Genomic DNA, 21,639 nt, shown 5'->3' with positions numbered 1-21,639 from the left:
TCATACTTCAAGTTGCCTGTGCGTTGACTGCATGCAGCTCGAATTATTTAGGGTATACGGGCAGTCAAGAATAAGCGGGGCGCGATTATGAAGGCTTTTACCCGCAGATAAAAGCCTCCGCTTCTATTTTATGACGTATCGCGTTTACAGAAGAGAAGTCGTAAATCCTATCAGCCGCAGGCGCTCCGCCGTTTCCGCCCTGTCGCACTCGACGTGCAGCGACGACCATTCGCGGCGCTCAACGTACTCTTTACGCTGGCGGTCGAACTCGCCTTTTATCCCCGCGTCCCTGCGCAGAGGCGCATCGTCACGTCGGACATCATACACCAAATGGACCAATCGTTTTAGCCGCGCTTCATCAAGTTCGCCGTGAAAGCGAACTCGGTTAAACTCGGCCTGCGGCAGCAGTGAAGAGAGTGCAATGCGGTCTGGGCGGCCAAGGTATTCGCTGAGCGCCTGATAGATCTGCGTCGTTCCGCGCGCTTTGCCCTCAAGGGAATAGCCAGCGATATGCGGCGTGCCGATATCAACCCGGTGCAGCAGCGGTAAAAGCAAATCGGGCTCTGGCTCCCACACGTCAAGCACCGTACTTATCCTTTTTCCCTTTTCCAGGGCGCGAAGCAGTGCGATGTTGTCAACGACGGCGCCGCGGCTGGCGTTGATAAGAATGCGGCCATCGGGAAACGCGCCGAGCAGCGCTTCGTCCGCCAGGTGGAAAGTCCTGTATTCGCCATCCTTAATCAGCGGCGTATGGAACGTCAGGATATCCGCCTCTTTAACCAGCTTCTCCAACGGCCAAAAGGTTTCTTTGTCCCCGTTCTTTTCACGAGGCGGATCGCACAGCAGCGTCTTCACGCCCATGGCGCCAAGTCGAGCGTTCAGTCGAGAGCCGACGTTGCCCACGCCGACGATGCCGACGGTTTTATCCTTAAGCAGGAAGCCGTCCCGCTCTGCAAGCAGCAGCAAAGAGGAAATAACGTATTCGACAACGGCAATAGCGTTACAGCCGGGTGCGCTGGAAAAGCCAATGCCGTGCTGCTTTAACCAAAGATTGTCAACGTGGTCGGTTCCGGCCGTGGCCGTCCCCACAAACTTGACCTCGGTTCCGCTCAGCAGATCGCCGTTAACCTTCGTTACTGAACGCACCATCAGCACGTCAGCGCCTTCCAACTGAGCCGCCGTCAAACCGCGACCGGCCACCAGCTTAACTTCGCCCAAGCGCCCGAAAAGCTCCCGGGCATAGGGCATATTTTCATCCGCCAGAATTTTCACGCTTATTCTCTCTTCAGTTGCCCGCACCCTGCGGGACACCGCCTAATTAAACGACGACAGCCGTGATAAAACGGTTTGTTTGCCGAAACATCTACAAACAATGCACCGCATCGCGCCCCGCCGGTCGCACAACCCACTCCTTTTTATGTGATTGCCGACCAATTCGGTACAATGTAATGAAGAACGCCCAGAAAGTACATGATGATTAAAACGAGCGAGCCCTAAATAATTCAACCTGAAGTATGACGGGCTCCATGGAGTTAATAAAAATATGAAACGTGCAATAGTCGTCTTCAGCGGCGGCCAGGACTCAACAACCTGCCTCATTCAGGCGATGGCCAACTTTGATGAAGTTCACTGCGTCACTTTCGACTACGGCCAGCGCCATCAGGCGGAGATTGACTGCGCTAAAATATTGGCCAAGCGGCTTGGCGCGGCGGCCCATAAGGTTATGGACGTCACGCTGTTAAACGAGCTGGCTATAAGCAGCCTGACCAGAGATAACATTCCTGTGCCGACGCAGGTCGAAAACGGGATCCCCAACACCTTTGTTCCCGGCCGCAATATTCTGTTCCTTACGCTGGCGGGCATTTATGCCTATCAGGTCAAAGCGCAGGCGGTGATCACCGGCGTATGCGAAACTGACTTTTCCGGCTATCCGGACTGCCGTGACGAATTCGTCAAAGCCCTGAATCACGCCCTGCGTTTGGGAATGGACTACAGTCTGGAGTTAGTCACTCCGCTGATGTGGCTTAACAAAGCAGAAACCTGGGCTCTGGCCGACTATTACGACAGCCTGGAGCTCGTCCGCCAGCATACCCTTACCTGCTACAACGGCATTCAGGGCGACGGCTGCGGCGAATGCCCCGCCTGCCGCCTGAGGGCTAACGGCCTGAACCAGTATCTGGAAAACAGGCCGCAAATATTGAAGGACGTAAAGCGCAAGCTCGCGCTTGCGTAAGCGAAAGCGAAAGCGCGGCCTTACAGCTTCAGGCGTGAAAGGTTGCGCTCTACCGTCGCAAGCCCAATACCGGGCACGTCCTGCAGCTGTTCTATGCTGGAAAACGGACCGTTTTGGTCGCGGTAGTTAACGATGCTTTGCGCCTTTTTCAAGCCAATGCCCAACATCACCTCAGACAGCTCTTCAGCCGTTGCCTGATTGATATTGACCTGGGCATCAACGGAAGCCTTTTTTCCCTTCGGCGCGGCCGGCTGTTCCGCCGTCGCCAAAGGCGCGGCTACACTCTCCTGCGACGGCGTCTGCGCCAGCGTCAGGCCGGAAAAAAGCAGAGAGCTGGAAAATAATACGCACGACAGCGCGGTAGATAACTTTTTCATTGTCTTACTCCTTTTGTCTCATCAATGGATTACGCCGCCTATGGCAGCGGGAGATACATTGCGGGTAGAGAAGGCAACGAACAATAAGCAAAAGACGAATATGGAAAAGGCCGCGAAAGCGGCCTTTGATTAGAACATTGCGTTACATATAAATGCGAGCGATGCCGCCTTTATTTCACGCCGGCGGCTTCGCCGATTTTAATTTTAGCCTGAGCGCGCAGGCTGTTAATCAGCGCATCCAGAGCCATGCTGCCGTTTTGCTGAGCCAGCTGGGCAGTAACGGCCTGCGCCTGCTTGTCTTCCAGTTTACCCGGCGCTACCGCATCCAGAGCGACCAGCACTACGTTGCCCTTCATATCGCTCGCTACGCCGAATGCAGGCTTGCCGTCTTTCGGTAAAGGCAGCGCAAACACGCTGTCCGAGATTTGGGCGTCATCGGAGAAGCGGGTAACCTCCTGCTTATCGCCAAACTTCACGCCCGCCGCAGCCAGCGCTTCGTCGCCCTTACCTGCCTGCAGCGCGGTTACCAGCTCCTGCGCCTGCTTGCGGGCCATTTCGGTGATGTTTTGACGCTTAAGCAGCGCGGTAATATCCGCCGCGACGTCCTCAAACTTTTTCACCGCTTCAGGGCGATGTTCGGCAATGCGAAGCATAAAGGCGCGATCGCCCTCAACCGTAATCAGATCGGAGTTGGCTCCCGGCGCCCCTTTAGCACCGAAAAGCTCGCCGCCAAACACGGCCTGAGTAACTTCCGGATAGTTAAGCGCCTGCGGAACGTCGTCTCGAGTAAACCAGTCGGTTTCAACCACCTTCAGGCCCGCAGCCTTGGCGGCGCCGTCGAGAGAAAACTTATCGTTGGCGGTTGCATCCAGCATCTTAGTCTGCAGGTCTTCATACTTCTCGTAAGACTTATCCTGCAATAAAGCCTGGGTAATCTCTTTCTTCACGTCCGCTAAAGGCTTCTCTTTCGCCTCTTCTGAACCGTTAAGGCGAACGACAAGATAGCCAAGATCAGAGTGAATGACGCCGGACAGCTGCCCTTTTTCCGTCAGCTTCGCCGCCAGGATGTCGTCAGGAATAGCCGTGCTCTCCAGCCAGCCCAGATCGCCGCCTTTTGCGCCGGAATCTTTATCAATAGACTTCTCTTTAGCCAGAGCGGCAAAGTCGCCCCCCTGCTTTAACTGCTCCAGAACCGCCTTTGCGTCGCTCTCTTTATCAAGCACGATCACGCTATAGTTAAAGCGCGACTTTTGGATATACATCGGCTTGTTCTTTTGGTAGAAGTCGGCAATTTCCTGCTCGCTGACGGTCAGTCCGTCGCCGAGAGAGGCTGCGTCGACCTCAATGTAGCTGACCTTAACGCTTTCAGGAGTGGTAAAGCGGGTTTTATTCTGCTCATAGAATGCTTTTACCTGCTCGTCGGAAGGCATTGCCTCTTTCTTTTCCGCCAGCGCAGCGGTATTGATTGGCGCCAGGCGAACGTCGCGCTTTTGCTGAATCAGCGCGGCGGTAGACTCGGCTTCAACCGGCAGCGCAAAGTCGCTGCCCGCGAATGCGCGGACTACCTGCTGAGACAGCAGCTGCTTACGCACTATTTCGGCGTATTGCTCCGGCGCAAGGTTGACGCGGTTAAGCAGATCGCGGTATTTGGCGTTATCAAACTTACCGTCGGTAAAGAATTCGGGAGAATTTTGAATTGACAGCTTAACCTGATCGTCGCCAATAGCCATGCCCAGCTTGGCGGCGTACTGGTCGATGAGCAGATCGTTAATCATGCGGTTAAGCACGTCCTGACGAAGCTGCTTGATGTAGGCATCGTTGCCCATCAGCTGTGAAAAATTATCGCCAAGCTGCTGTTGAAGACGGTTGCGCTCATTGTTAAATGATTGCTCAAAATTCGCGCTATTGATCTCTTGTCCGTTGACTTCGGCTGCATAATTCGCAGAACCGCCGGTCAGATAGCCGCCGACGCCGGTCAAAATGAACGACAGCATGATTGCGGCCAGAATAACTTTAAGCACGACACTGTTAGAGGCCGCGCGTAGATTGTCCATCATAGGGTGACAACTCTCCGCTGTATTGGTCTACATCATGAAACGCCTGCGGGGCTTCCAACTCTACGGAAAGCCGTTTTACGGAATATTCCCGACGGGCAACGCAAGTTTCAGTTTATGATAGCCCTTTAAAAAGGCATAAAAAAAGCGCATCAAACTGATGCGCCCCTATTCTACCAGTTCATTGCCGGAAGGTAATGCCTTTACCGGGCAAAAACGGGAAAAATCTTAGTTAACGGCATCCTTCAGCGCCTTGCCCGGACGGAAAGCCGGAACTTTAGCTGCTGCGATTTTGATTTCTTTGCCGGTTTGCGGGTTACGGCCGGTACGAGCTGCACGCTCGCGAACTACGAAAGAACCGAAACCAACCAGAGAAACCTGATCGCCGTTCTTCAGTGCGTCAGTTACTGCGTCAATGATTGCGTCTAATGAACGGCCGGCGGCTGCTTTAGAGATATCCGCTCCAGCAGCGATGCGTTCGATCAGTTGTGATTTATTCACTATAAAATCCCCTTTACGATAAATTGTCGTCCCTGATTCGTTGATAGGGATGCGACACAGTTACACCAGATAAAACAAGCGTTAGCATGTCAACCTGACGCTGTAATTTAACGGTACATATAAAAACTGGCAAGAGAGAAATCTCTTGCCAGAGTAGGTTTTATCTGGATTTCTTGCTCTATGTCACTTTTTTGCCTTCTTGGAGGCCACCGGACGGGCCCCGAACGGCGGGTTTTGCAACGCAATCTCCAACACTTCTTCAATGCGTTCTACCGGGTGAATCTCCAAATCGGCAATGACGTTATCCGGAATTTCTTCCAGGTCGCGCTTGTTTTCCGCCGGGATCAGTACGGTTTTGATGCCGCCACGGTGAGCCGCCAACAGCTTCTCTTTCAGGCCGCCAATCGGCAGAACAAGACCTCGAAGCGTAATTTCACCGGTCATCGCTACGTCGGCGCGTACCGGATTACCCGTCAGGCAGGAAACCAAAGCGGTGCACATTGCCGTACCGGCGCTCGGGCCGTCTTTCGGCGTAGCGCCTTCCGGCACGTGAACGTGGATATCGCGCTTCTCATAGAAGTCTTCATTGATGCCAAGCTTATCGGCGCGCGCACGCACGACCGTCAGCGCCGCCTGAATGGACTCCTGCATGACCTCGCCCAATGAGCCGGTGTAGGTCAGCTTGCCTTTGCCGGGAACGCAGGCGGTTTCAATCGTCAACAGATCGCCGCCGACTTCGGTCCAGGCCAGGCCGGTCACCTGCCCAATGCGGTTCTCGCTGTCGGCGCGACCGTAGTCAAAGCGCTGAACGCCCAGATACTCCTTCAGATTGTCGGCATTGACGGAGATATGCTTGACTTTTTTATTCATCAACAGCGTTTTCACCGCTTTACGGCAAACTTTGGAAATCTCGCGCTCAAGGCTACGCACGCCAGCCTCGCGGGTATAGTAGCGAATCATGGCGATGATAGCGGAATCCTCTACCGCCAGTTCGCCCTTCTTCAGCGCGTTGCGCTCAAGCTGCTTGGGCAGCAGGTGCTGCTTGGCAATATTGAGCTTTTCATCTTCCGTATAGCCGGAAAGGCGGATCACTTCCATACGATCCAGCAGCGGCGCAGGAATGTTCATGGAGTTAGAGGTCGCCACAAACATCACGTCGGACAGATCGTAATCCACTTCCAGATAATGGTCGTTGAAAGCGATATTCTGCTCCGGGTCTAATACCTCCAGCAGCGCAGAAGCCGGATCGCCGCGCATGTCCGAAGACATTTTGTCAATTTCGTCCAGCAGGAACAGCGGGTTTTTTACCCCAACCTTTGCCATCTTTTGAATCAGCTTGCCCGGCATAGAGCCGATATAGGTGCGGCGGTGGCCTCGAATTTCGGCCTCATCGCGCACGCCGCCCAGCGCCATGCGTACGTATTTGCGCCCGGTCGCATTGGCGATAGACTGCCCCAGAGAGGTTTTACCCACCCCCGGCGGCCCAACCAGGCAAAGGATTGGCCCCTTGATTTTGCTCACTCGGCTTTGTACCGCTAAATACTCAAGGATGCGGTCCTTAACGCGATCCAGACCGTAGTGGTCAGTATCCAGCACTTCCTGCGCCTTGATAAGGTCTTTCTTCACCTTGCTGCGTGCGTTCCACGGCACCTGGATCATCCAGTCAATGTAGCCGCGCACCACCGTTGCCTCTGCGGACATCGGCGACATCATTTTCAGCTTTTGCAGCTCGGCTTCGGTTTTCTCCCGCGCCTCTTTTGGCATTTTGGCCGCTTCGATCTTGCGCTTGAGGGTTTCGATTTCGTCCGGCGCGTCGTCCATTTCACCCAGCTCTTTCTGGATGGCCTTCATCTGTTCGTTTAGATAGTACTCGCGCTGGCTTTTTTCCATCTGTTTTTTCACGCGGTTGCGAATGCGCTTTTCCACCTGCAGCAGATCGATTTCAGACTCCATCATCGCCATCAGGAATTCTAAACGCTCCCCAATGTCGACCATTTCAAGCACCGTTTGCTTGTCGCTAAGCTTGAGCGACATGTGCGCCGCGATGGTATCGGCCAAGCGAGCCGGATCTTCTATGCCGTTTAGCGAAGTCAGCACTTCCGGCGGGATCTTCTTGTTCAGCTTGATATAGCCGTCAAACTGATTGATAGCAGTGCGGATCAGCACTTCCTGCTCCTGCTCGTCAAGCCCGACGCTCGGCAGGTACTCAGCCTGTGCGGAGAAATGCTCGCCGTTATCGCTCAGGGTTGTCACCTTCGCGCGCTGTAAGCCTTCCACCAGCACTTTTACCGTACCGTCCGGCAGCTTCAGCATTTGTAAAATAGAGGCGACGGTTCCTACAGTAAACAGATCGTTCACGCCGGGTTCGTCCATGGTGGCGTCCTTCTGGGCGACCATCAAAACCTTTTTATCTTGTTCCATCGCCGCTTCAAGACAACGGATAGACTTCTCTCTGCCGACAAAAAGCGGGATCACCATGTGTGGATAGACCACCACGTCTCTTAAAGGCAGCGCAGGGATTTCAATGCGTTCGGAACGCTCAACACTCATAGAACTCTCTCTTTGTTCGTTTTCACCGACGGGCTGTCGATGAAAAGTGGGATACGCTAATTGCGTAATACATGAAGAGTATATGGGGACGACGGATCGACATTCAACCGTACATAAAGAGAAAAAATGCCCGGAACGCAATATGACGCTCCGGGCTTTATTTAACAACGGGTTATCAAACTAATAACGATAAATTACCAGCGATAGGTTACGCCCATCGCACCGCCATAGCTTGCGAAATCACCGCTCCCCTGCCGCGTTGAGGCTTCAGCCCAAACGTTCAGCTTCGGCGTCACCTTTCCCTGAATCCCCAGCTTCGCTTCGTACAGGTTCTTCTGGTTGTCCATTGAAACGCTGTCGCGGTTCATCCAGACGCCGTTGTCTCCCTCATGGCGCCACCAGCTAACTTCCGCATAGGGCTGCACGAGCGCAGTACCGGATGCGCGAAGCCCCAACCGGCCGGTGAAACCGCCGCTGTCCTTGGTGCGTATGCGCGTACCGCCGCCGTCATAGTGGTCATCGGCGTCATAGCGGTTAAATATCGCCTGCGCCTGCGGTTCCACCATCAGGCTTTCAACCGGCTGCCACGCATAGCCCGTTTCTACCGAGAACGCCCAGTTGGTTGAGTCGTACTTATCAGAGCTGGACAGCGCGCCGCTGACCTCATTATTAAACCATGAATACTGAAGCCAGCTGTTCACATATAGTCCGCGCTTTGCTTCTGCGTCAGCAAACCAGGTCCCGTACAGGCCTGCGTTATAACCGTCTACCTTGCCGTCCGCGCTTACGCGCTGGCCGTTAGTTTTAGAATGCGAATCGGTTTTAGCGTGGCCGTAGCCGCCCATGACGCCCAGAATAAACCGGCCGCTGCCGGTTTGTTGGTTCAGCACGTCCCCTCCCAGTTGGAACACGGTAGAGTCAACGTCAAAATCGATTCGGCCGCCCGCCGCGCTGTAGCCGTTGGCGTTTTGCTCATCCAGCCTCATCCACATCGCCTGAGTGGCGTCGTCACCGCTGCTGACGCCCTGCCCCGCGGTACTGTTGTTAGTGCGGCGATCGTGCAGCGCCGTGGTAAACATCGACTGGGCAATCAGCTGGTTGCCCAAATAGGCGCCGGCATCCGGTCGTACGTTATAGTCTGACGGAGTTGGGATTGGCGCAGGTTCCGGGTTCGGGACGGGCTCCGAGTCTGGGATCGGGTCCGGTGTCGGATCCGGCTCGGGCGTTGGCATCGGTTCCGACGACGTTGAGGCATAGCTCAGATACCAGTCGTTTTTATCGTCAGTTCCGTCACCGCGCACCAGATTGTAGTTATAGGCGCCGATAGCTACCGTATCCGTACCGTCGTGATTGTAGTTGCTGGCCGCGGCATTAAAGACAAAATCGCCTTCCGCCGTTATCGCGCCGTTTTGAGCGTCAACCAACATAAGTGCGCCGTAGTCGATGCTGTCGGAGTTATAGCCCTTACCGTTGATGCTGACCTTCGTCGTCTGCTGAGGCGTCGCCGATGCGCCGTCCAGAATCAGCCGGTTGCTGCCGTGGTTTTCAGTTGAGACATCGGCGTTAAAGGTGATGTTGCCGCCGCCGACATATTCATGCACCGTCAGGGTATTGAATACGCCGCCGCTGTCGTTATCAGCAAAAATAACGTTGCCCGCATTTGCCAGCCGATCCACTTCAGAGCTGCCGGTAACCGTCCAACGGCTGGTATCGTCAAAAGAAAGGTTAACTATCGTTGAACTGTTATAGACGATGCTATCACCGGCATAGGCGTTAACGGCGCCGTTAAGCAGAGAATTAGCGCTGAAGTCCATATTTAGCACCGTCGTACTCGCCGGGTTGTCATCAATCCTAACGTTGCCGGTTAATGCCGAATTATTCTTAACCGTAATGTTGACGTCATCGGTATAGAACGTCTGGTATACGCTATCGTATGTACTGCTATAGTGGTCAGCGACATACAGCGCGTTATCGGCCGTTACCGTAGTGTTATCCAATACGCCCTGAAAATCGCCCCCGCTCAAAAAGATGCCCGTCGTAGCGTAGAGAGGGGCATCGGGGTTATCTTCGGCCATCAGCGTACTGTTAGCGAAAGAAAAGCGGTTGGTCATACCGGCAGAAGCGCTGGTAAAAGCGATGCTGCTCTCCCCTCTGACCAAAATGTCCGCCCCCTGCCTGCCTGAAGCGGCATCGCCAAGGACAACGTTATTTCCGTTATATTGTTCAATCCCGCGCGCGCCCCAGCCGGTAACGGTAATTTTCGTACCGTCATCGACGTAAAGCGAGGAGATCCCCTCATCTCGCGCGTCGTCAAATCGGGGGTCGATCCGAATGCCTATCCCGCCGTCGCCGTTAACGGTAATAGCGCCGCCGTGATACTGAACGTCACCCTGTAGAAGCCTAATACCGATGCCTGAGTATGTTGAATATCCGGCGTTGTCTGTCCAGTAGTTGCCATAGAAATCATTAATGACAATATTTGTATTCGTTGCCTCGAGAGCGGGCTTGGTCGCGCGCGCGGCCATGACGCTAATCCCAACGAAAGGGCCTACGCCGATAGTGATATCACCGTCGGCGCCTTCCCAGGAACCAACGTTGATATCGACGTTATGAAGCGTCGTACTGCCGTCAAACACTATGGTAAAAACGCCTAAGGCAGCAGAATTCAGAGGATCAATATCGTCGCTAAATCTGGCGTTAATCACAGAGTCTGATAAGACCAAATCTCCGCCAGTATTTTTTACGGCGTAATTTCCGGCCTCTTCGTCAGCATCCAGGTTGATTATCAGGTGAGAAAAGTCTCTTTGGCTCCAGCCATACATATAGAGACCGCCCTCATTTTCTACCGTAATGGTATCGCCATCTTTAAGATCGTCGCTGCATTCCGTTGAATAAGCGCAGACTATCGTTGAAGAAAACTCTTCGGCATTAACACCGTTACCAACCAGCCCTAGACATAAGGCAAGCATCGAGCGAGGAAAGGTTATCGCAGGCTTTTTTGAAAAGCGGCGAAAAGGAAACGAAGGAAAACTACGGTCCTGTTCCCTATTGGTACAATGACTCATGGTATACGAACGTCCTGTTTCTGGTAAGAAGTATCCTGCGTTGACTTAATGTTATTCAACGCACCCGCTTGTTAAAATTTATTTTCAGTTTCGTTTTTATAATTAAGGCTGGCCATTATTCATTTCATATAAAAATGAATAATATTATTATGCCATTACAGCAATGAGCATTATTCGCCGATAAGACAACCAGCATCATTCAAACCAAACAGGCCACTACAAAACCACGCCCTATTTAATAACAATGAATTAACTAGCATTAAAAGAAAAAAATCAAAAATAAGGCAAGGGTGTTTATACAAGGAATGCTACATCAAAAATCACCAGATGTTAAGTCTGAAATATCAACAAAAAATAGTACCAAACACCACCAATTAAGATACAACCAATTGGATAAACCAAAATTAATCACACAACCAAGAATAAATTAAAACATATACAAACAGGTTGCTAAATATTATTAAATTCAATTTAAAAATATTTATTCATTAACTTCCAGAAACATTATGGGAATTAAACGCTGTCAAAGACCGCCAATAAGGAAGGAAAAAAGATTAACGGATAAAAATTATCAGGTTAAAATACTGAAAGCGCGCACCCGCTAACGAAATTCTATGCCTACAGGGAAAAGCGATCAAAAACGGCGTTTCGTTCAACGCTCCCCGTTCTATCAGCCTCGGCGCATATTGAAAAAAATACCCGAACGGCAGCGCGCCATTCGGGCATTATTTAAGATAGGGCTATCGCTTTATCGCCCAAGATTACCAACGATAGTTAATCCCTACGGCGCCGCCGTAAGCGTCAAAATCGCCGCTGCCAAGCTGCGTCGAGATCTCAGCCCAAACGTGCAGCTTCGGCGTCACCTTTCCCTGGATCCCCAGCTTTCCTTCATATATGTTGCTCTGGTTTTTCATTGAAACGCTGTCGCGGTTCATCCAAACGCTGTTGTCGCCCTCGTAATGCCACCAGTTGATTTCCGCATAGGGCTGCACTCGTTCAGTGCCGGAGGCGCGAACGCCCAGACGGCTGGTAAAATCGCCGCTGTCCTTAGTGCGCACGCGCGTACCGCCGCCGTCATAGTGGCTGTCGGCATCATAGCGGTTGAATATTACCTGCGCCTGCGGTTCCAACATCACGCTTTCTTCCGGCTGCCACGCATAGCCGGTCTCTATCGAGAACGCCCAGTTAGTGGAATCATACTTATCGGTACTGGCCAAAGCGCCATTCACCCTGTTGTCAAACCACGCGTACTGAAGCCAGCTATCCACATACAGCCCCTGCTGCGCTTCCGCATTCGCATACCAGGTGCCGTACAGGCCAACGTTATAGCCATCCACTTTGCCGTCGGCGCTTACGCGCTGGCCGTTGGTTTTGGAATGCGAATCGGTTTTAGCATGGCCGTAACCGCCCATAACGCCCAGAATAAACTGGCCGCTGTCGGTTTTTTGGTTCACCACGTCGCCACCTAATTGGAACACCGTGGCGTCGACGTCAAAGCCGACTCGGCCATCCGCCGCGCTGTAGTCGTTAGCACTCTTCGTATCCAACCGCATCCACAGCGCCTGAGTATGCTCATCACCGCTACTGACGCCCTGACCGTCGGTATCGTTATAGCTGCGGCGATCGTGCAGCGTTATGGTAAACATCGACTGGGCAATCAGCTGGTTGCCCAAATAGGCGCCGGCATCGGGCCGCACGTTGTGGTCCGACGGAGTCGGTGTAGGATCGGGAACCGGCGCTGGGTCCGGGTCTGGCGTTGGATCTGGATCCGGCGTTGGTTCCGGCGGCGTTGGCGACGTAGAGGCGTAGCTTAAATACCAGTCGTTTTCATCGGCCGATCCGTTGCCGCGCACCAAACTGTAGTTATAAGCCCCGATGGCTACCGTATCCGTGCCGTCGTGGTTGTAATTTCTGGCGGCGGTATTAAAGATAAAATCGCCTTCCGCCGTCGTCGCGCCGTTTTGAGCATCGACTAACATCATGGCGCCGTAGTCGATGCTGTCGGAGTTATAGCCCTTGCCGTTAACGCTGACCTTTGTCACCTGCTGAGGCGTTGCCAGTGCACCGTCCAGAATCAGCCGGTTGCTGCCGTGATTTGCGGTAGAAACGTCCGCATTAAAAGTCATATTGCCGCCGCCGACGTATTCATGCACCGTCAGCTTACTGAATGCGCCGTTGCTGTCGTTATCAGCAAAAATAACGCTGCCCGAGTTTGCCAGCCGGTCCACTTCAGAGCTATCCGTAAGCGTCCATGCGCTGGTGTCATCCAGAGAAAGGTTAATGGTTGTTGAACTGTTATAAACAGTCTTGTTTCCACTGTAGGCATTGACGGCGCCCTTAAGCCAGGAATTCTGGCTCAAGTCCATGTTCAGCACCGTCACGCTGTTGGAGTAATCCTGTACTTTAACGTTTCCTAGCAGCTGTGAACCGTTTTTTACCTGCATACTAACGTTTTTGGAATAGAAGGTTTGATACACCCCTTCATACGTACAGCTATAAGACCTCTGAACATAAAGCGCGTCGTCCGCAGTGATCTTTGTATTATCCAAAACGCCTTCAAAATCACCGCCCGATACAAAAATGCCGGTCGTCGAATAGCCGAGATTATCGGGGTTCTGCTGGGCGGTGAGTGAGCTATTAGCAAAGGAAAATCGATTCGTCATTCCCGTTGAGGCGCTCACATACGCGATACTGTTTTCCCCCTGAACCAGAATGTCGGCGCCCTGTTTTCCGGCTGCCGCATCGCCGAGAGTAACGTCGTTTCCGTCATACTGCCCAATTCCTAGGGCATTCCAGCCGGTAACGGTTATTTTTGTACCACCATCGATATAAAGAGAAGAAAGCCCCTCGTTCCTCGAATCGCCAAGCCAGGGAGTAATCCAAATGCCCATGCCTTCGTCGCCGTTAACGGTAATGGAACCGCCGTGATACCTAACGTCCCCCTGCTGGAGCTTGATGCCGACGCCGGTATACGTAGAATATTTCGTGCCGTTATTCCAAACATAGCCGTAATAATCGTTAACGACAATGTCCGTATTCGTCGCTTCCAGGGCAGGTGCTCCGCCTCGCGATGCCATCACGTTAATCGCTACATATTTCCCAATCCCCTCCCTAAGCTGGGCGTCATCCCCTTCCCAGGTATCAAGATTGATATCTACGTTGTTAAGAACCGTACTGCCGTTCGAACCGGAGGTTTTGACGCTTACAGCGTTGGTATTCAGCTCGTCAATATCATCGCTGAACTTTGCGTTAATCACAGAATCGGATAAAACCAGGTCGCCTCCCGAGTTTTGTATCCCGTGACTTATATATCTCCCATCAACGTCCATGCCGATCGTTAAGTTCGAAAAGCTTCGCTGGCTAGTCCCATACATATTGAGGCCGCTTTGGTTTTTAACCGCGATCGTGTCCCCATTCTGAAGGGTAGGACTACAGTCTGGCGTATTAGCGCAGGTTACCGTTGAGGTAAGTTCCCTAGCGCTAGCGGCGCCACAGGCTAGCCCCAGACATATGGCAAGCATTGAACGTTGAAAGATTATCGCTGGCTTCGTTGAAAAACGGCGGTGAGAAAATGCGGAAACAGTACCATCCTGTTCCCTGATAGTAAAATAACTCATGATGAACAAACGTCCCTGTTTCTGATAAAAAGCGTTGCACGCAAGCGTACCGTTATTCAACGCATCTATTTGTTAAAATTAATTTTTATTTTCATTCCACAAATAACATCGACATTACTCATTACTTATAAAAATAAGATAAGTTATTTGAATCACCACCTAATACCTTAAAATGGCAAACAATAACCCTGAAATCAATATGAAACAAATCCCACAAAACCCATTGAATTTACAAAAATACAATATGTTATGAAAATTTACTCCAAATAAATAACTTGTAAGGCATGGGTGTTTATAGCAAAAGGTTACACTAAAAACTCACAATCGTTAAGTTCAAAATGTAGATAATTATTAGAATTAAATTTGGATAACAGGGGGAATCCCTAGAAGCTAACGCAGGAAATTAACACAACATAATAAATGGCGAAGTGTCTACAAAATAATCATTAAATATGATCTTATTTACTTTAAAAATGTTAATAACTCAAATTAACCAAATTCAAAAATGTTGAAACCCCATAAAATCGATATACATGAACAAGGGTAATGAAAATAAGTTCATTAATATTAGTTGGTTATGTTGATACCGAGGCTATCGAAGGGAAAGCGCAACGCGTCAACATGCGCCATTCGAATGAAAAACCCGAAATAGGGATAAAAAAACGGCGACACGCTAAACGCCTGTCGCCGATTCTGCTTTAACGCGGTTGCTTTACTCTCCCGCCGCCTGAGCCTCCTGCTCCGGCTGGCCGTAAATCAGCAGCGGTTTAGACTGTCCGTCAATCACGGACGCGTCGATCACTACTTTCTCTACGTTCTCCATAGAAGGGATATCGTACATCGTATCCAACAGTGCGCCTTCAACGATGGAACGCAGGCCGCGAGCGCCGGTTTTGCGCGCCATGGCCTTCTTGGCGATCGCCCTAAGCGCCTCTTCACGGAATTCCAAATCGACGCTTTCCAGACGGAACAGCGCCTGATACTGCTTGGTCAGCGCGTTTTTCGGCTCCTGCAGAATTTGCAGCAGCGCGGCTTCGTCGAGCTCGCTCAGAGTCGCTACTACCGGCAGGCGTCCGATAAACTCGGGGATCAAGCCGAACTTGATCAGATCTTCCGGCTCGACCTGCTTGAGCAGCTCGCCTTCTGTCGATCTGTCGGACGGATTCTTAACCTTGGCGACAAAGCCGATGCCGGCGCCGGTCTCCACGCGACGGTCAATGACCTTATCCAAGCCGGCAAACGCGCCGCCGCAGATAAACAGGATCTTAGAGGTGTCTACCTGCAAGAACTCCTGCTGCGGGTACTTACGGCCGCCCTGCGGCGGAACGGAAGCCACGGTGCCTTCGATAAGCTTCAGCAGCGCCTGCTGAACGCCTTCGCCGGAAACGTCGCGCGTAATGGACGGGTTGTCAGACTTGCGGGAGATCTTATCGATTTCATCGATATAGATGATGCCGCGCTGCGCTTTTTCCACGTCATAATCACACTTTTGCAGCAGCTTCTGGATAATGTTCTCAACGTCTTCGCCCACATAGCCGGCTTCCGTCAGCGTCGTGGCGTCAGCCATGGTGAACGGCACGTCAAGGAAACGGGCAAGCGTTTCCGCCAGCAGCGTTTTACCGCTGCCGGTAGGCCCGATCAGCAGAATGTTGCTCTTGCCAAGCTCGACGCCGTTGGCGTCGCCGCTGCGCAGCCGCTTGTAGTGGTTATACACCGCAACGGCCAGCACCTTTTTCGCCTGCTCCTGACCGATAACGTAGTCGTCCAGGTGCTGTCGAATCTCATGGGGCGTCGGCAGTGAGTTACGCTCTCTATGCGGAACGATCTCTTTAATTTCTTCGCGAATGATGTCGTTACACAAGTCGACGCATTCATCGCAGATATACACCGACGGCCCGGCAATCAGCTTGCGCACTTCATGCTGGCTCTTGCCGCAGAAGGTGCAGTAAAGCAGCTTTCCTGAACCGTCTTTGCCTTTATCTGTCATCAGCAAACCTCTTAAATTTCATCTTTTCTTTTGCGTCCTGCGCCAGAAACATCGACTAAACAAGGGGCATGCTGCTGCTATCGCAGCACGCCTCGCCTTTTTTCGGTTTCTGAATTCCTATATGGCGCCGATCAAAGGAATTTACAAGCGCGTGGTCAGAATATCGTCCACCAGCCCGTACTCTTTGGCTTCCTGCGCCGACATGAACCGATCGCGATCGGTATCTCTTTCAATCGTTTCGAGAGACTGCCCGGTATGTTGAGCCATCAGCTCATTCATGCGGCGCTTGGTCTTCACGATTTCTTCCGCGTGGATCTGAATGTCCGACGCCTGTCCTTGATATCCGCCCAGCGGCTGGTGAATCATCACGCGCGCGTTCGGCAAGCAGAAACGCTTGCCCTTGGCGCCGGCCGTAAGCAGGAAAGAGCCCATGGAGCAGGCCTGTCCCAGACAGATAGTGCTGACGTCGGGCTTGATAAACTGCATGGTGTCATAAATAGACATACCGGAAGTAATCACGCCGCCCGGAGAGTTGATGTAAAGATAAATGTCTTTTTCCGGGTTTTCCGCTTCCAGAAACAGCAGCTGAGCGACTATCAGGTTAGCCATATAGTCTTCAACCTGGCCGTTAAGGAAAACGATGCGGTCCTTTAACAGACGGGAATAAATATCATACGAGCGCTCCCCGCGGGAAGTCTGCTCAACCACCATTGGAACTAACGCCATAGACGGCTCCATGCCAGATGAAAAACGGTCTTGATTACCACTGTAGGACATTATTGTCTCCCGATAAAAAATGGCCCGGAAACAGAGCCTCCGAGCCATATTTGCAGAAGTATAGTGATTAAGTCAACTATTAACCTGCATCCACAGGCTGCCTTACGCAGCCGGAGTCTGATTCATTAACTCGCTGAATGACATGGTTTTTTCAGTAACTTTAGCGCCAGCCAGCAGGGTTTCCACTGCCGCTTCTTCCAACGCCACGTTGCGCATGTTGTTCATCAGCTCGCTGTTCTTATTATAGAACTCAATTACTTCTTGCGGATCTTCATAAGCAGAAGCCATTTCTTCAATCAGCGCGCCAACGCGAGCCTGATCGGCCTTCAGCTCATTTTTACGGATGACTTCGCCCAGCAGCAGACCGACCTGAACGCGACGCTTTGCCTGCTCTTCGAACAGTTCGCGCGGCAGTTCCATCGCCTGCTGTTGGTTGCCGCCAAAGCGCTGTGCCGCCTGCTGACGCAGAACGTCAACTTCGCCATCAATCAGCGCGGACGGGATTTCAACGTCGTTCGCCTTGACCAGACCGTCGATAACCTGCGTTTTAACGCGGTTGCGAACGGCACCCTTCAGCTCGCGCTCCATGTTCTTGCGCACTTCAGCCTTCAGGCCTTCCAGCGTGCCGTCGGCAACGCCGAAGCGAGAGATGAATTCTTTGGTGAACTCAGGCAGCTCGCGCTCTTCAACCTTCTTCATCACGATGGCGAACTTAGCGGCTTTGCCCTTCAGGTTTTCAGCGTGATAGTCTTCCGGGAAGGTAACGTCGATAGTGAACTCGTCGCCCTTCTTGTGGCCAACGATGCCTTCTTCGAAGCCTGGGATCATGCGGCCCTGGCCCATGGCCAGAACGAAGTCGCTCGCCTTGCCGCCTTCAAACTCTTCGCCGTCGATAGAACCGGTGAAATCAACGGTCACGCGGTCTTCAGCCTTAGCGTCGGCGTCGATTTCCTTCCAGGTCGCCTGCTGCTTGCGCAGGGTGTCCAGCATGGTATCGACGTCTTCGTCTTTAACTTCAACAACCGGCTTTTCAACTTCGATCGCGTCCAGATCCTTAAGCTCAACTTCAGGATACACTTCGAACTCAACGCTGTACTGGAAGTCTTCGCCCAGCTTGTACTCGCCCGGAACGTACTTCGGCGCACCGGCCGGATTGATTTTTTCTTTGATGATAGCGTCGATGAAGTGACGCTGCATCAGCTCGCCCAGCACGTCCTGACGCGCGGAAGCGCCGTAACGCTGAGCGATGATGTTCATGGGCACTTTGCCCTTGCGGAAACCGTCAATACGCACTTTCTTGGCGATATCGATAAGCTCTTTTTTTACAGCTTCTTCAATCACGTCCGCTGCGACATTAATTGATAAACGGCGACCTAGGCCTTGAGTTGTTTCAACTGAAACTTGCATCTTATTACCTCAAAAAATCACAGTGCTCGGTCAACTTCAGAAGCCGTTTTTAGCCGACGCTAAAACGTTTCTTAAGACCGGGACGGCCGCACAGAACGCAATCCAATCCCTTATCGTCAGAAGCATCCCGAATGAAGTCAGGAAAAAATAGACGCCGCATTATAGCTGCGCATTGTTTATGAGTCGAGAAAAGAGAGGCGCTTAGCGGCGATAAATCGTCATTTTGGGCTCAGAAGTACATTTTACAGCAGCAATGCTCCCGAGACTGCCCAAAAAACAGGCGAACCGCGACTCGTTTATATTAATATCTCCGACGCCCCTAACCTTTACACACCGGAGAATCGGGCACGTCGTCCTGCGCGCTTTCCCATTCCAGCGGCGTATAGGTATGCAGCGCCAGAGCGTGAACCTGCTTCGCCAGCTCTTCGGCCAGCAGCCCATAAACCATCTGGTGACGAGCGACCGGGCGCTTGCCCTCAAACTCCGCCGACACGACAATCGCTTTAAAATGGGTCTGCGAGCCCGGCGGCACGTGGTGCATGTGGCTTTCGTTAATCACTTCGATAAACGTCGGCGACAGCGCCGCCAGCTTTTGTTCGATCTGTTGTTGCATCATGGGTCGACATTCCTCTCTGTTTACCTTTTGCCCTTGGGCGCCCATCTGTCGCTTGCCGAAAACGAATCATAGTCTGTTTATCGACTTTAAGTATAAAAAAGACATTTTTCCATCATCAATCATTGCGCGACGCGACTCGGCGAGTAAAAAACGCGCCGTTTTCCCCATACTTTCCTCTTTCCCACGTCCAGAGCAGTGATATGATATGCCCTGTTCTTTACAGCCATATGCGCATTAACTGCGACAACGACCGGTACAGCCCCGTTCCGGCGGTACACATGGAAATTAACTGACGACAAAAGGTTTACCGTGAGAAAAATAACTTTATCCCAACGCCTGTTTTTCCCCCTGTTGGCGCTGTTTCTTTTGGCCGGCTGCGCGACGCGCCCCGACACCACGCTCAACATTAATCCGACCATCGCCCTGCCGCAGCAGGACGCCAGCCTGATGGGCGCCACCGTAAGCCTGGTGGGCGACGACCAGCGTCAGGATCCTTCACTGGCCAAAGTGAATCGCGAAGGCCAGCTTCTGAGCCTGACGCCGTCTCGCGACATGCGCTTTTTAATGCAGGAAGTATTGGAAAAGCAGCTTCGCGCCCGCGGCTATATGGTTGGCCCTGAAGGCAGCGTCAACGTTCAAATCGTTATTAATAACCTGTTCGCCGACGTGCAGGAAGGCGATCTGCGCTACAGCATTTCCGCCAAGGTAGATATCTCCATTATCTGCCAAGCGAAGAACGGCGCGACGCAAACCAAAAACTTCCGCTCGACGCACAACGTAAAAGGCGCCTTTAGCGCCACCAACAAGAACATTGAAAACGTGCTTAACGACGCGCTGACCTCGACTATTCAGGATATGGCTGAAGACACCTCCATCAGCGACTTCATTCGCCAAAACGCTCGCGGCTAACGGCGACAGTATCTCCCCGCGCTCAACGCGGGGAGAGCGCAACATTATGACAAATAGCTACTTTAAAGCGTTCACCGAACGCAACGCCGCCGTTTTGCTTTTGCTGGGCTTCTCCTCGGGCCTGCCGCTGGCGCTAACGTCCGGTACGCTTCAGGCCTGGATCACCGTCGCCGGGATGGACGTCACCACCATCGGCTTCTTCTCGCTGGTTGGCCAGGCCTACGTATTTAAGTTTCTCTGGTCTCCGCTGATGGACCGCTACCGCCTGCCGTTTCTCGGCCGCCGCCGTGGCTGGATGCTGCTGACCCAGATTGCGCTGGTGGTGCTTATTCTCGCGCTCGGCTGCCTGACGCCGCAAAACGATCTCTGGCTGATGGCGGCGCTTGCGGTGCTCATCGCCTTTTTCTCCGCCTCGCAGGACATCGCCTTCGACGCCTACAAAACCGACGTACTGAGCGCCGAACAGCGCGGCAACGGCGCGGCGATTTCGGTGTTGGGCTATCGCCTGGCGATGCTGGTTTCCGGCGGGCTGGCGCTGTGGATTGCCGACTACTACATCGGCTGGCAAAGCACCTATTGGCTGATGGCGGCTCTGATGGTGATTGGCATCATCGCCACGCTGTGGGCGAAAGAGCCGGACACCACCCCATCCCCCAAAACGCTGAAGCTGGCGGTCGTTGAGCCGCTAAAAGACTTCTTCGGCCGCAACAACGCCTGGCTGATTTTACTGCTGATCATTTTGTACAAGCTGGGCGACGCCTTCGCCGGCAGCTTAAGCACCACGTTCCTTATTCGCGGCGTCGGCTTCTTACCCGGTGAAGTCGGGCTAGTCAACAAAACGCTGGGCCTGCTCGCAACGATTATCGGCGTGCTGATAGGCGGCATCCTGATGCAGCGCCTGACGCTGTTTCGCGCGCTGATGTTGTTTGGCATCCTGCAGGCAGTGTCCAACTTCGGCTACTGGATACTGGCGGTGACCGACAAAAGCCTTATCACCATGGGCAGCGCCATCTTCTTTGAAAACCTGTGCGGAGGCATGGGAACCGCCGCCTTCGTCGCCCTGCTGATGACGCTGTGCAACAGGTCGTTTTCCGCCACCCAGTTCGCCCTGCTGTCCGCCCTGTCGGCCGTAGGCCGGGTTTACGTCGGGCCGGTCGCGGGCTGGTTCGTCGAGCGCTACGACTGGCCGCTGTTCTATCTGTTTACCGTCATCGTCGCCCTACCCGGCCTGGCCCTGCTGATTTTCGCCCGCCAGACGCTGGCCTATACGCAGGAGACGGGCGGCTTTTTACCACGCACGCGCTTTGCCGGTTATTATCAAAAGGCCATTCGCTTAGTGGTAGCCGGAGTAACGCTGCTTGGCATTTGGCTGGCGTTACTGTTTTGGTCAGCGGACGCGCACAGCGGCTTCTACTATTTAAAAAGCGGCCTGCTTGTTGTTGGCAGTCTGTTAACCCTGCTGGGGATCGCGCTGGGCTGCATTCTGGACTATCGCGCCATCCGGGAGCCCGTGGAGAAGTAAGCGCACCGTTTGCGTCTATAAGGA

The 21,639-nt window shown here is 52.8% G+C and carries 14 protein-coding genes; 3 read left to right on the top strand and 11 right to left on the bottom strand.

Annotated elements, in window-relative coordinates; genetic code table 11:
- Positions 1 to 144 precede the first annotated feature (144 nt).
- Positions 145 to 1,272, bottom strand: coding sequence for a 4-phosphoerythronate dehydrogenase PdxB (pdxB, locus tag G544_RS0118765; RefSeq protein ID WP_027276005.1), 1,128 nt, complete (start codon positions 1,270 to 1,272; stop codon positions 145 to 147).
- 271 nt (positions 1,273 to 1,543) lie between these two features.
- On the opposite strand from pdxB, the gene queC reads away from it, so the two are divergent.
- Positions 1,544 to 2,233, top strand: coding sequence for a 7-cyano-7-deazaguanine synthase QueC (queC, locus tag G544_RS0118760; protein WP_027276004.1), 690 nt, complete (start codon positions 1,544 to 1,546; stop codon positions 2,231 to 2,233).
- 20 nt (positions 2,234 to 2,253) lie between these two features.
- On the opposite strand, the gene G544_RS0118755 is transcribed toward queC, so the two are convergent.
- From G544_RS0118755 to G544_RS0118705, 10 genes are all read right to left on the bottom strand, one after another.
- Positions 2,254 to 2,610, bottom strand: coding sequence for a ComEA family DNA-binding protein (locus G544_RS0118755; protein WP_027276003.1), 357 nt, complete (start codon positions 2,608 to 2,610; stop codon positions 2,254 to 2,256).
- Positions 2,611 to 2,780: 170 nt separating this feature from the next.
- Entirely contained in the window at positions 2,781 to 4,667 is a 1,887-nt protein-coding gene (ppiD, locus tag G544_RS0118745; protein WP_027276002.1) for a peptidylprolyl isomerase, read from the bottom strand.
- A 225-nt stretch (positions 4,668 to 4,892) separates the two neighbouring features.
- Positions 4,893 to 5,165 carry a nucleoid-associated protein HU-beta gene (hupB, locus tag G544_RS0118740; protein WP_027276001.1) on the bottom strand — a complete coding sequence of 91 codons (273 nt, stop codon included), beginning with the start codon at positions 5,163 to 5,165 and terminating at the stop codon, positions 4,893 to 4,895.
- Between the two features lie 183 nt (positions 5,166 to 5,348).
- Positions 5,349 to 7,715, bottom strand: coding sequence for an endopeptidase La (gene lon, locus G544_RS0118735; protein WP_036024604.1), 2,367 nt, complete (start codon positions 7,713 to 7,715; stop codon positions 5,349 to 5,351).
- A gap of 194 nt (positions 7,716 to 7,909) precedes the next feature.
- Positions 7,910 to 10,684 carry an autotransporter family protein gene (locus G544_RS0118730; RefSeq protein WP_027275999.1) on the bottom strand — a complete coding sequence of 925 codons (2,775 nt, stop codon included), beginning with the start codon at positions 10,682 to 10,684 and terminating at the stop codon, positions 7,910 to 7,912.
- A gap of 857 nt (positions 10,685 to 11,541) precedes the next feature.
- Entirely contained in the window at positions 11,542 to 14,037 is a 2,496-nt protein-coding gene (locus tag G544_RS0118725; protein WP_161624132.1) for an autotransporter family protein, read from the bottom strand.
- Positions 14,038 to 15,109: 1,072 nt separating this feature from the next.
- Positions 15,110 to 16,384, bottom strand: a complete 1,275-nt coding sequence (gene clpX, locus G544_RS0118720) for an ATP-dependent protease ATP-binding subunit ClpX (RefSeq protein WP_027275997.1) — start codon at positions 16,382 to 16,384, stop codon at positions 15,110 to 15,112.
- A 141-nt stretch (positions 16,385 to 16,525) separates the two neighbouring features.
- Positions 16,526 to 17,161: an ATP-dependent Clp endopeptidase proteolytic subunit ClpP gene (gene clpP, locus G544_RS0118715; RefSeq protein ID WP_036024601.1), complete on the bottom strand. Its 636-nt coding sequence runs from the start codon at positions 17,159 to 17,161 to the stop codon at positions 16,526 to 16,528.
- A 102-nt stretch (positions 17,162 to 17,263) separates the two neighbouring features.
- Positions 17,264 to 18,568, bottom strand: a complete 1,305-nt coding sequence (gene tig, locus G544_RS0118710; RefSeq protein ID WP_027275995.1) for a trigger factor — start codon at positions 18,566 to 18,568, stop codon at positions 17,264 to 17,266.
- A 319-nt stretch (positions 18,569 to 18,887) separates the two neighbouring features.
- The gene (locus tag G544_RS0118705; protein WP_027275994.1) at positions 18,888 to 19,184 is read right to left on the bottom strand and encodes a BolA family protein; all 297 of its coding nucleotides are present in this window, start codon (positions 19,182 to 19,184) and stop codon (positions 18,888 to 18,890) included.
- A 318-nt stretch (positions 19,185 to 19,502) separates the two neighbouring features.
- Here G544_RS0118705 and G544_RS0118700 point away from each other — a divergent pair, with 318 nt between their 5' ends.
- On the top strand, positions 19,503 to 20,093 hold the full coding sequence (locus G544_RS0118700; protein ID WP_027275993.1) for a YajG family lipoprotein: 591 nt from the start codon (positions 19,503 to 19,505) through the stop codon (positions 20,091 to 20,093).
- Between the two features lie 46 nt (positions 20,094 to 20,139).
- Positions 20,140 to 21,615 carry a muropeptide MFS transporter AmpG gene (gene ampG, locus G544_RS0118695; protein WP_027275992.1) on the top strand — a complete coding sequence of 492 codons (1,476 nt, stop codon included), beginning with the start codon at positions 20,140 to 20,142 and terminating at the stop codon, positions 21,613 to 21,615.
- Positions 21,616 to 21,639: the final 24 nt, after the last annotated feature.

Origin of the sequence: Leminorella grimontii ATCC 33999 = DSM 5078 (assembly GCF_000439085.1) — a bacterium.
Lineage (GTDB): Bacteria > Pseudomonadota > Gammaproteobacteria > Enterobacterales > Enterobacteriaceae > Leminorella > Leminorella grimontii.
This window is presented reverse-complemented; position numbering and strand designations above follow the sequence as displayed.

What these genes read in the sequence shown, in the direction of transcription:
- clpX (WP_027275997.1), bottom strand. Translation starts at nt 16,384, where the DNA reads ATGACAGATAAAGGCAAAGACGGTTCAGGAAAGCTGCTTTACTGCACC.
- G544_RS0118705 (WP_027275994.1), bottom strand. Translation starts at nt 19,184, where the DNA reads ATGATGCAACAACAGATCGAACAAAAGCTGGCGGCGCTGTCGCCGACG.
- ampG (WP_027275992.1), top strand. Translation starts at nt 20,140, where the DNA reads ATGACAAATAGCTACTTTAAAGCGTTCACCGAACGCAACGCCGCCGTT.
- lon (WP_036024604.1), bottom strand. Translation starts at nt 7,715, where the DNA reads ATGAGTGTTGAGCGTTCCGAACGCATTGAAATCCCTGCGCTGCCTTTA.
- G544_RS0118730 (WP_027275999.1), bottom strand. Translation starts at nt 10,684, where the DNA reads ATGCTTGCCTTATGTCTAGGGCTGGTTGGTAACGGTGTTAATGCCGAA.
- queC (WP_027276004.1), top strand. Translation starts at nt 1,544, where the DNA reads ATGAAACGTGCAATAGTCGTCTTCAGCGGCGGCCAGGACTCAACAACC.
- G544_RS0118755 (WP_027276003.1), bottom strand. Translation starts at nt 2,610, where the DNA reads ATGAAAAAGTTATCTACCGCGCTGTCGTGCGTATTATTTTCCAGCTCT.
- clpP (WP_036024601.1), bottom strand. Translation starts at nt 17,161, where the DNA reads ATGTCCTACAGTGGTAATCAAGACCGTTTTTCATCTGGCATGGAGCCG.
- tig (WP_027275995.1), bottom strand. Translation starts at nt 18,568, where the DNA reads ATGCAAGTTTCAGTTGAAACAACTCAAGGCCTAGGTCGCCGTTTATCA.
- ppiD (WP_027276002.1), bottom strand. Translation starts at nt 4,667, where the DNA reads ATGATGGACAATCTACGCGCGGCCTCTAACAGTGTCGTGCTTAAAGTT.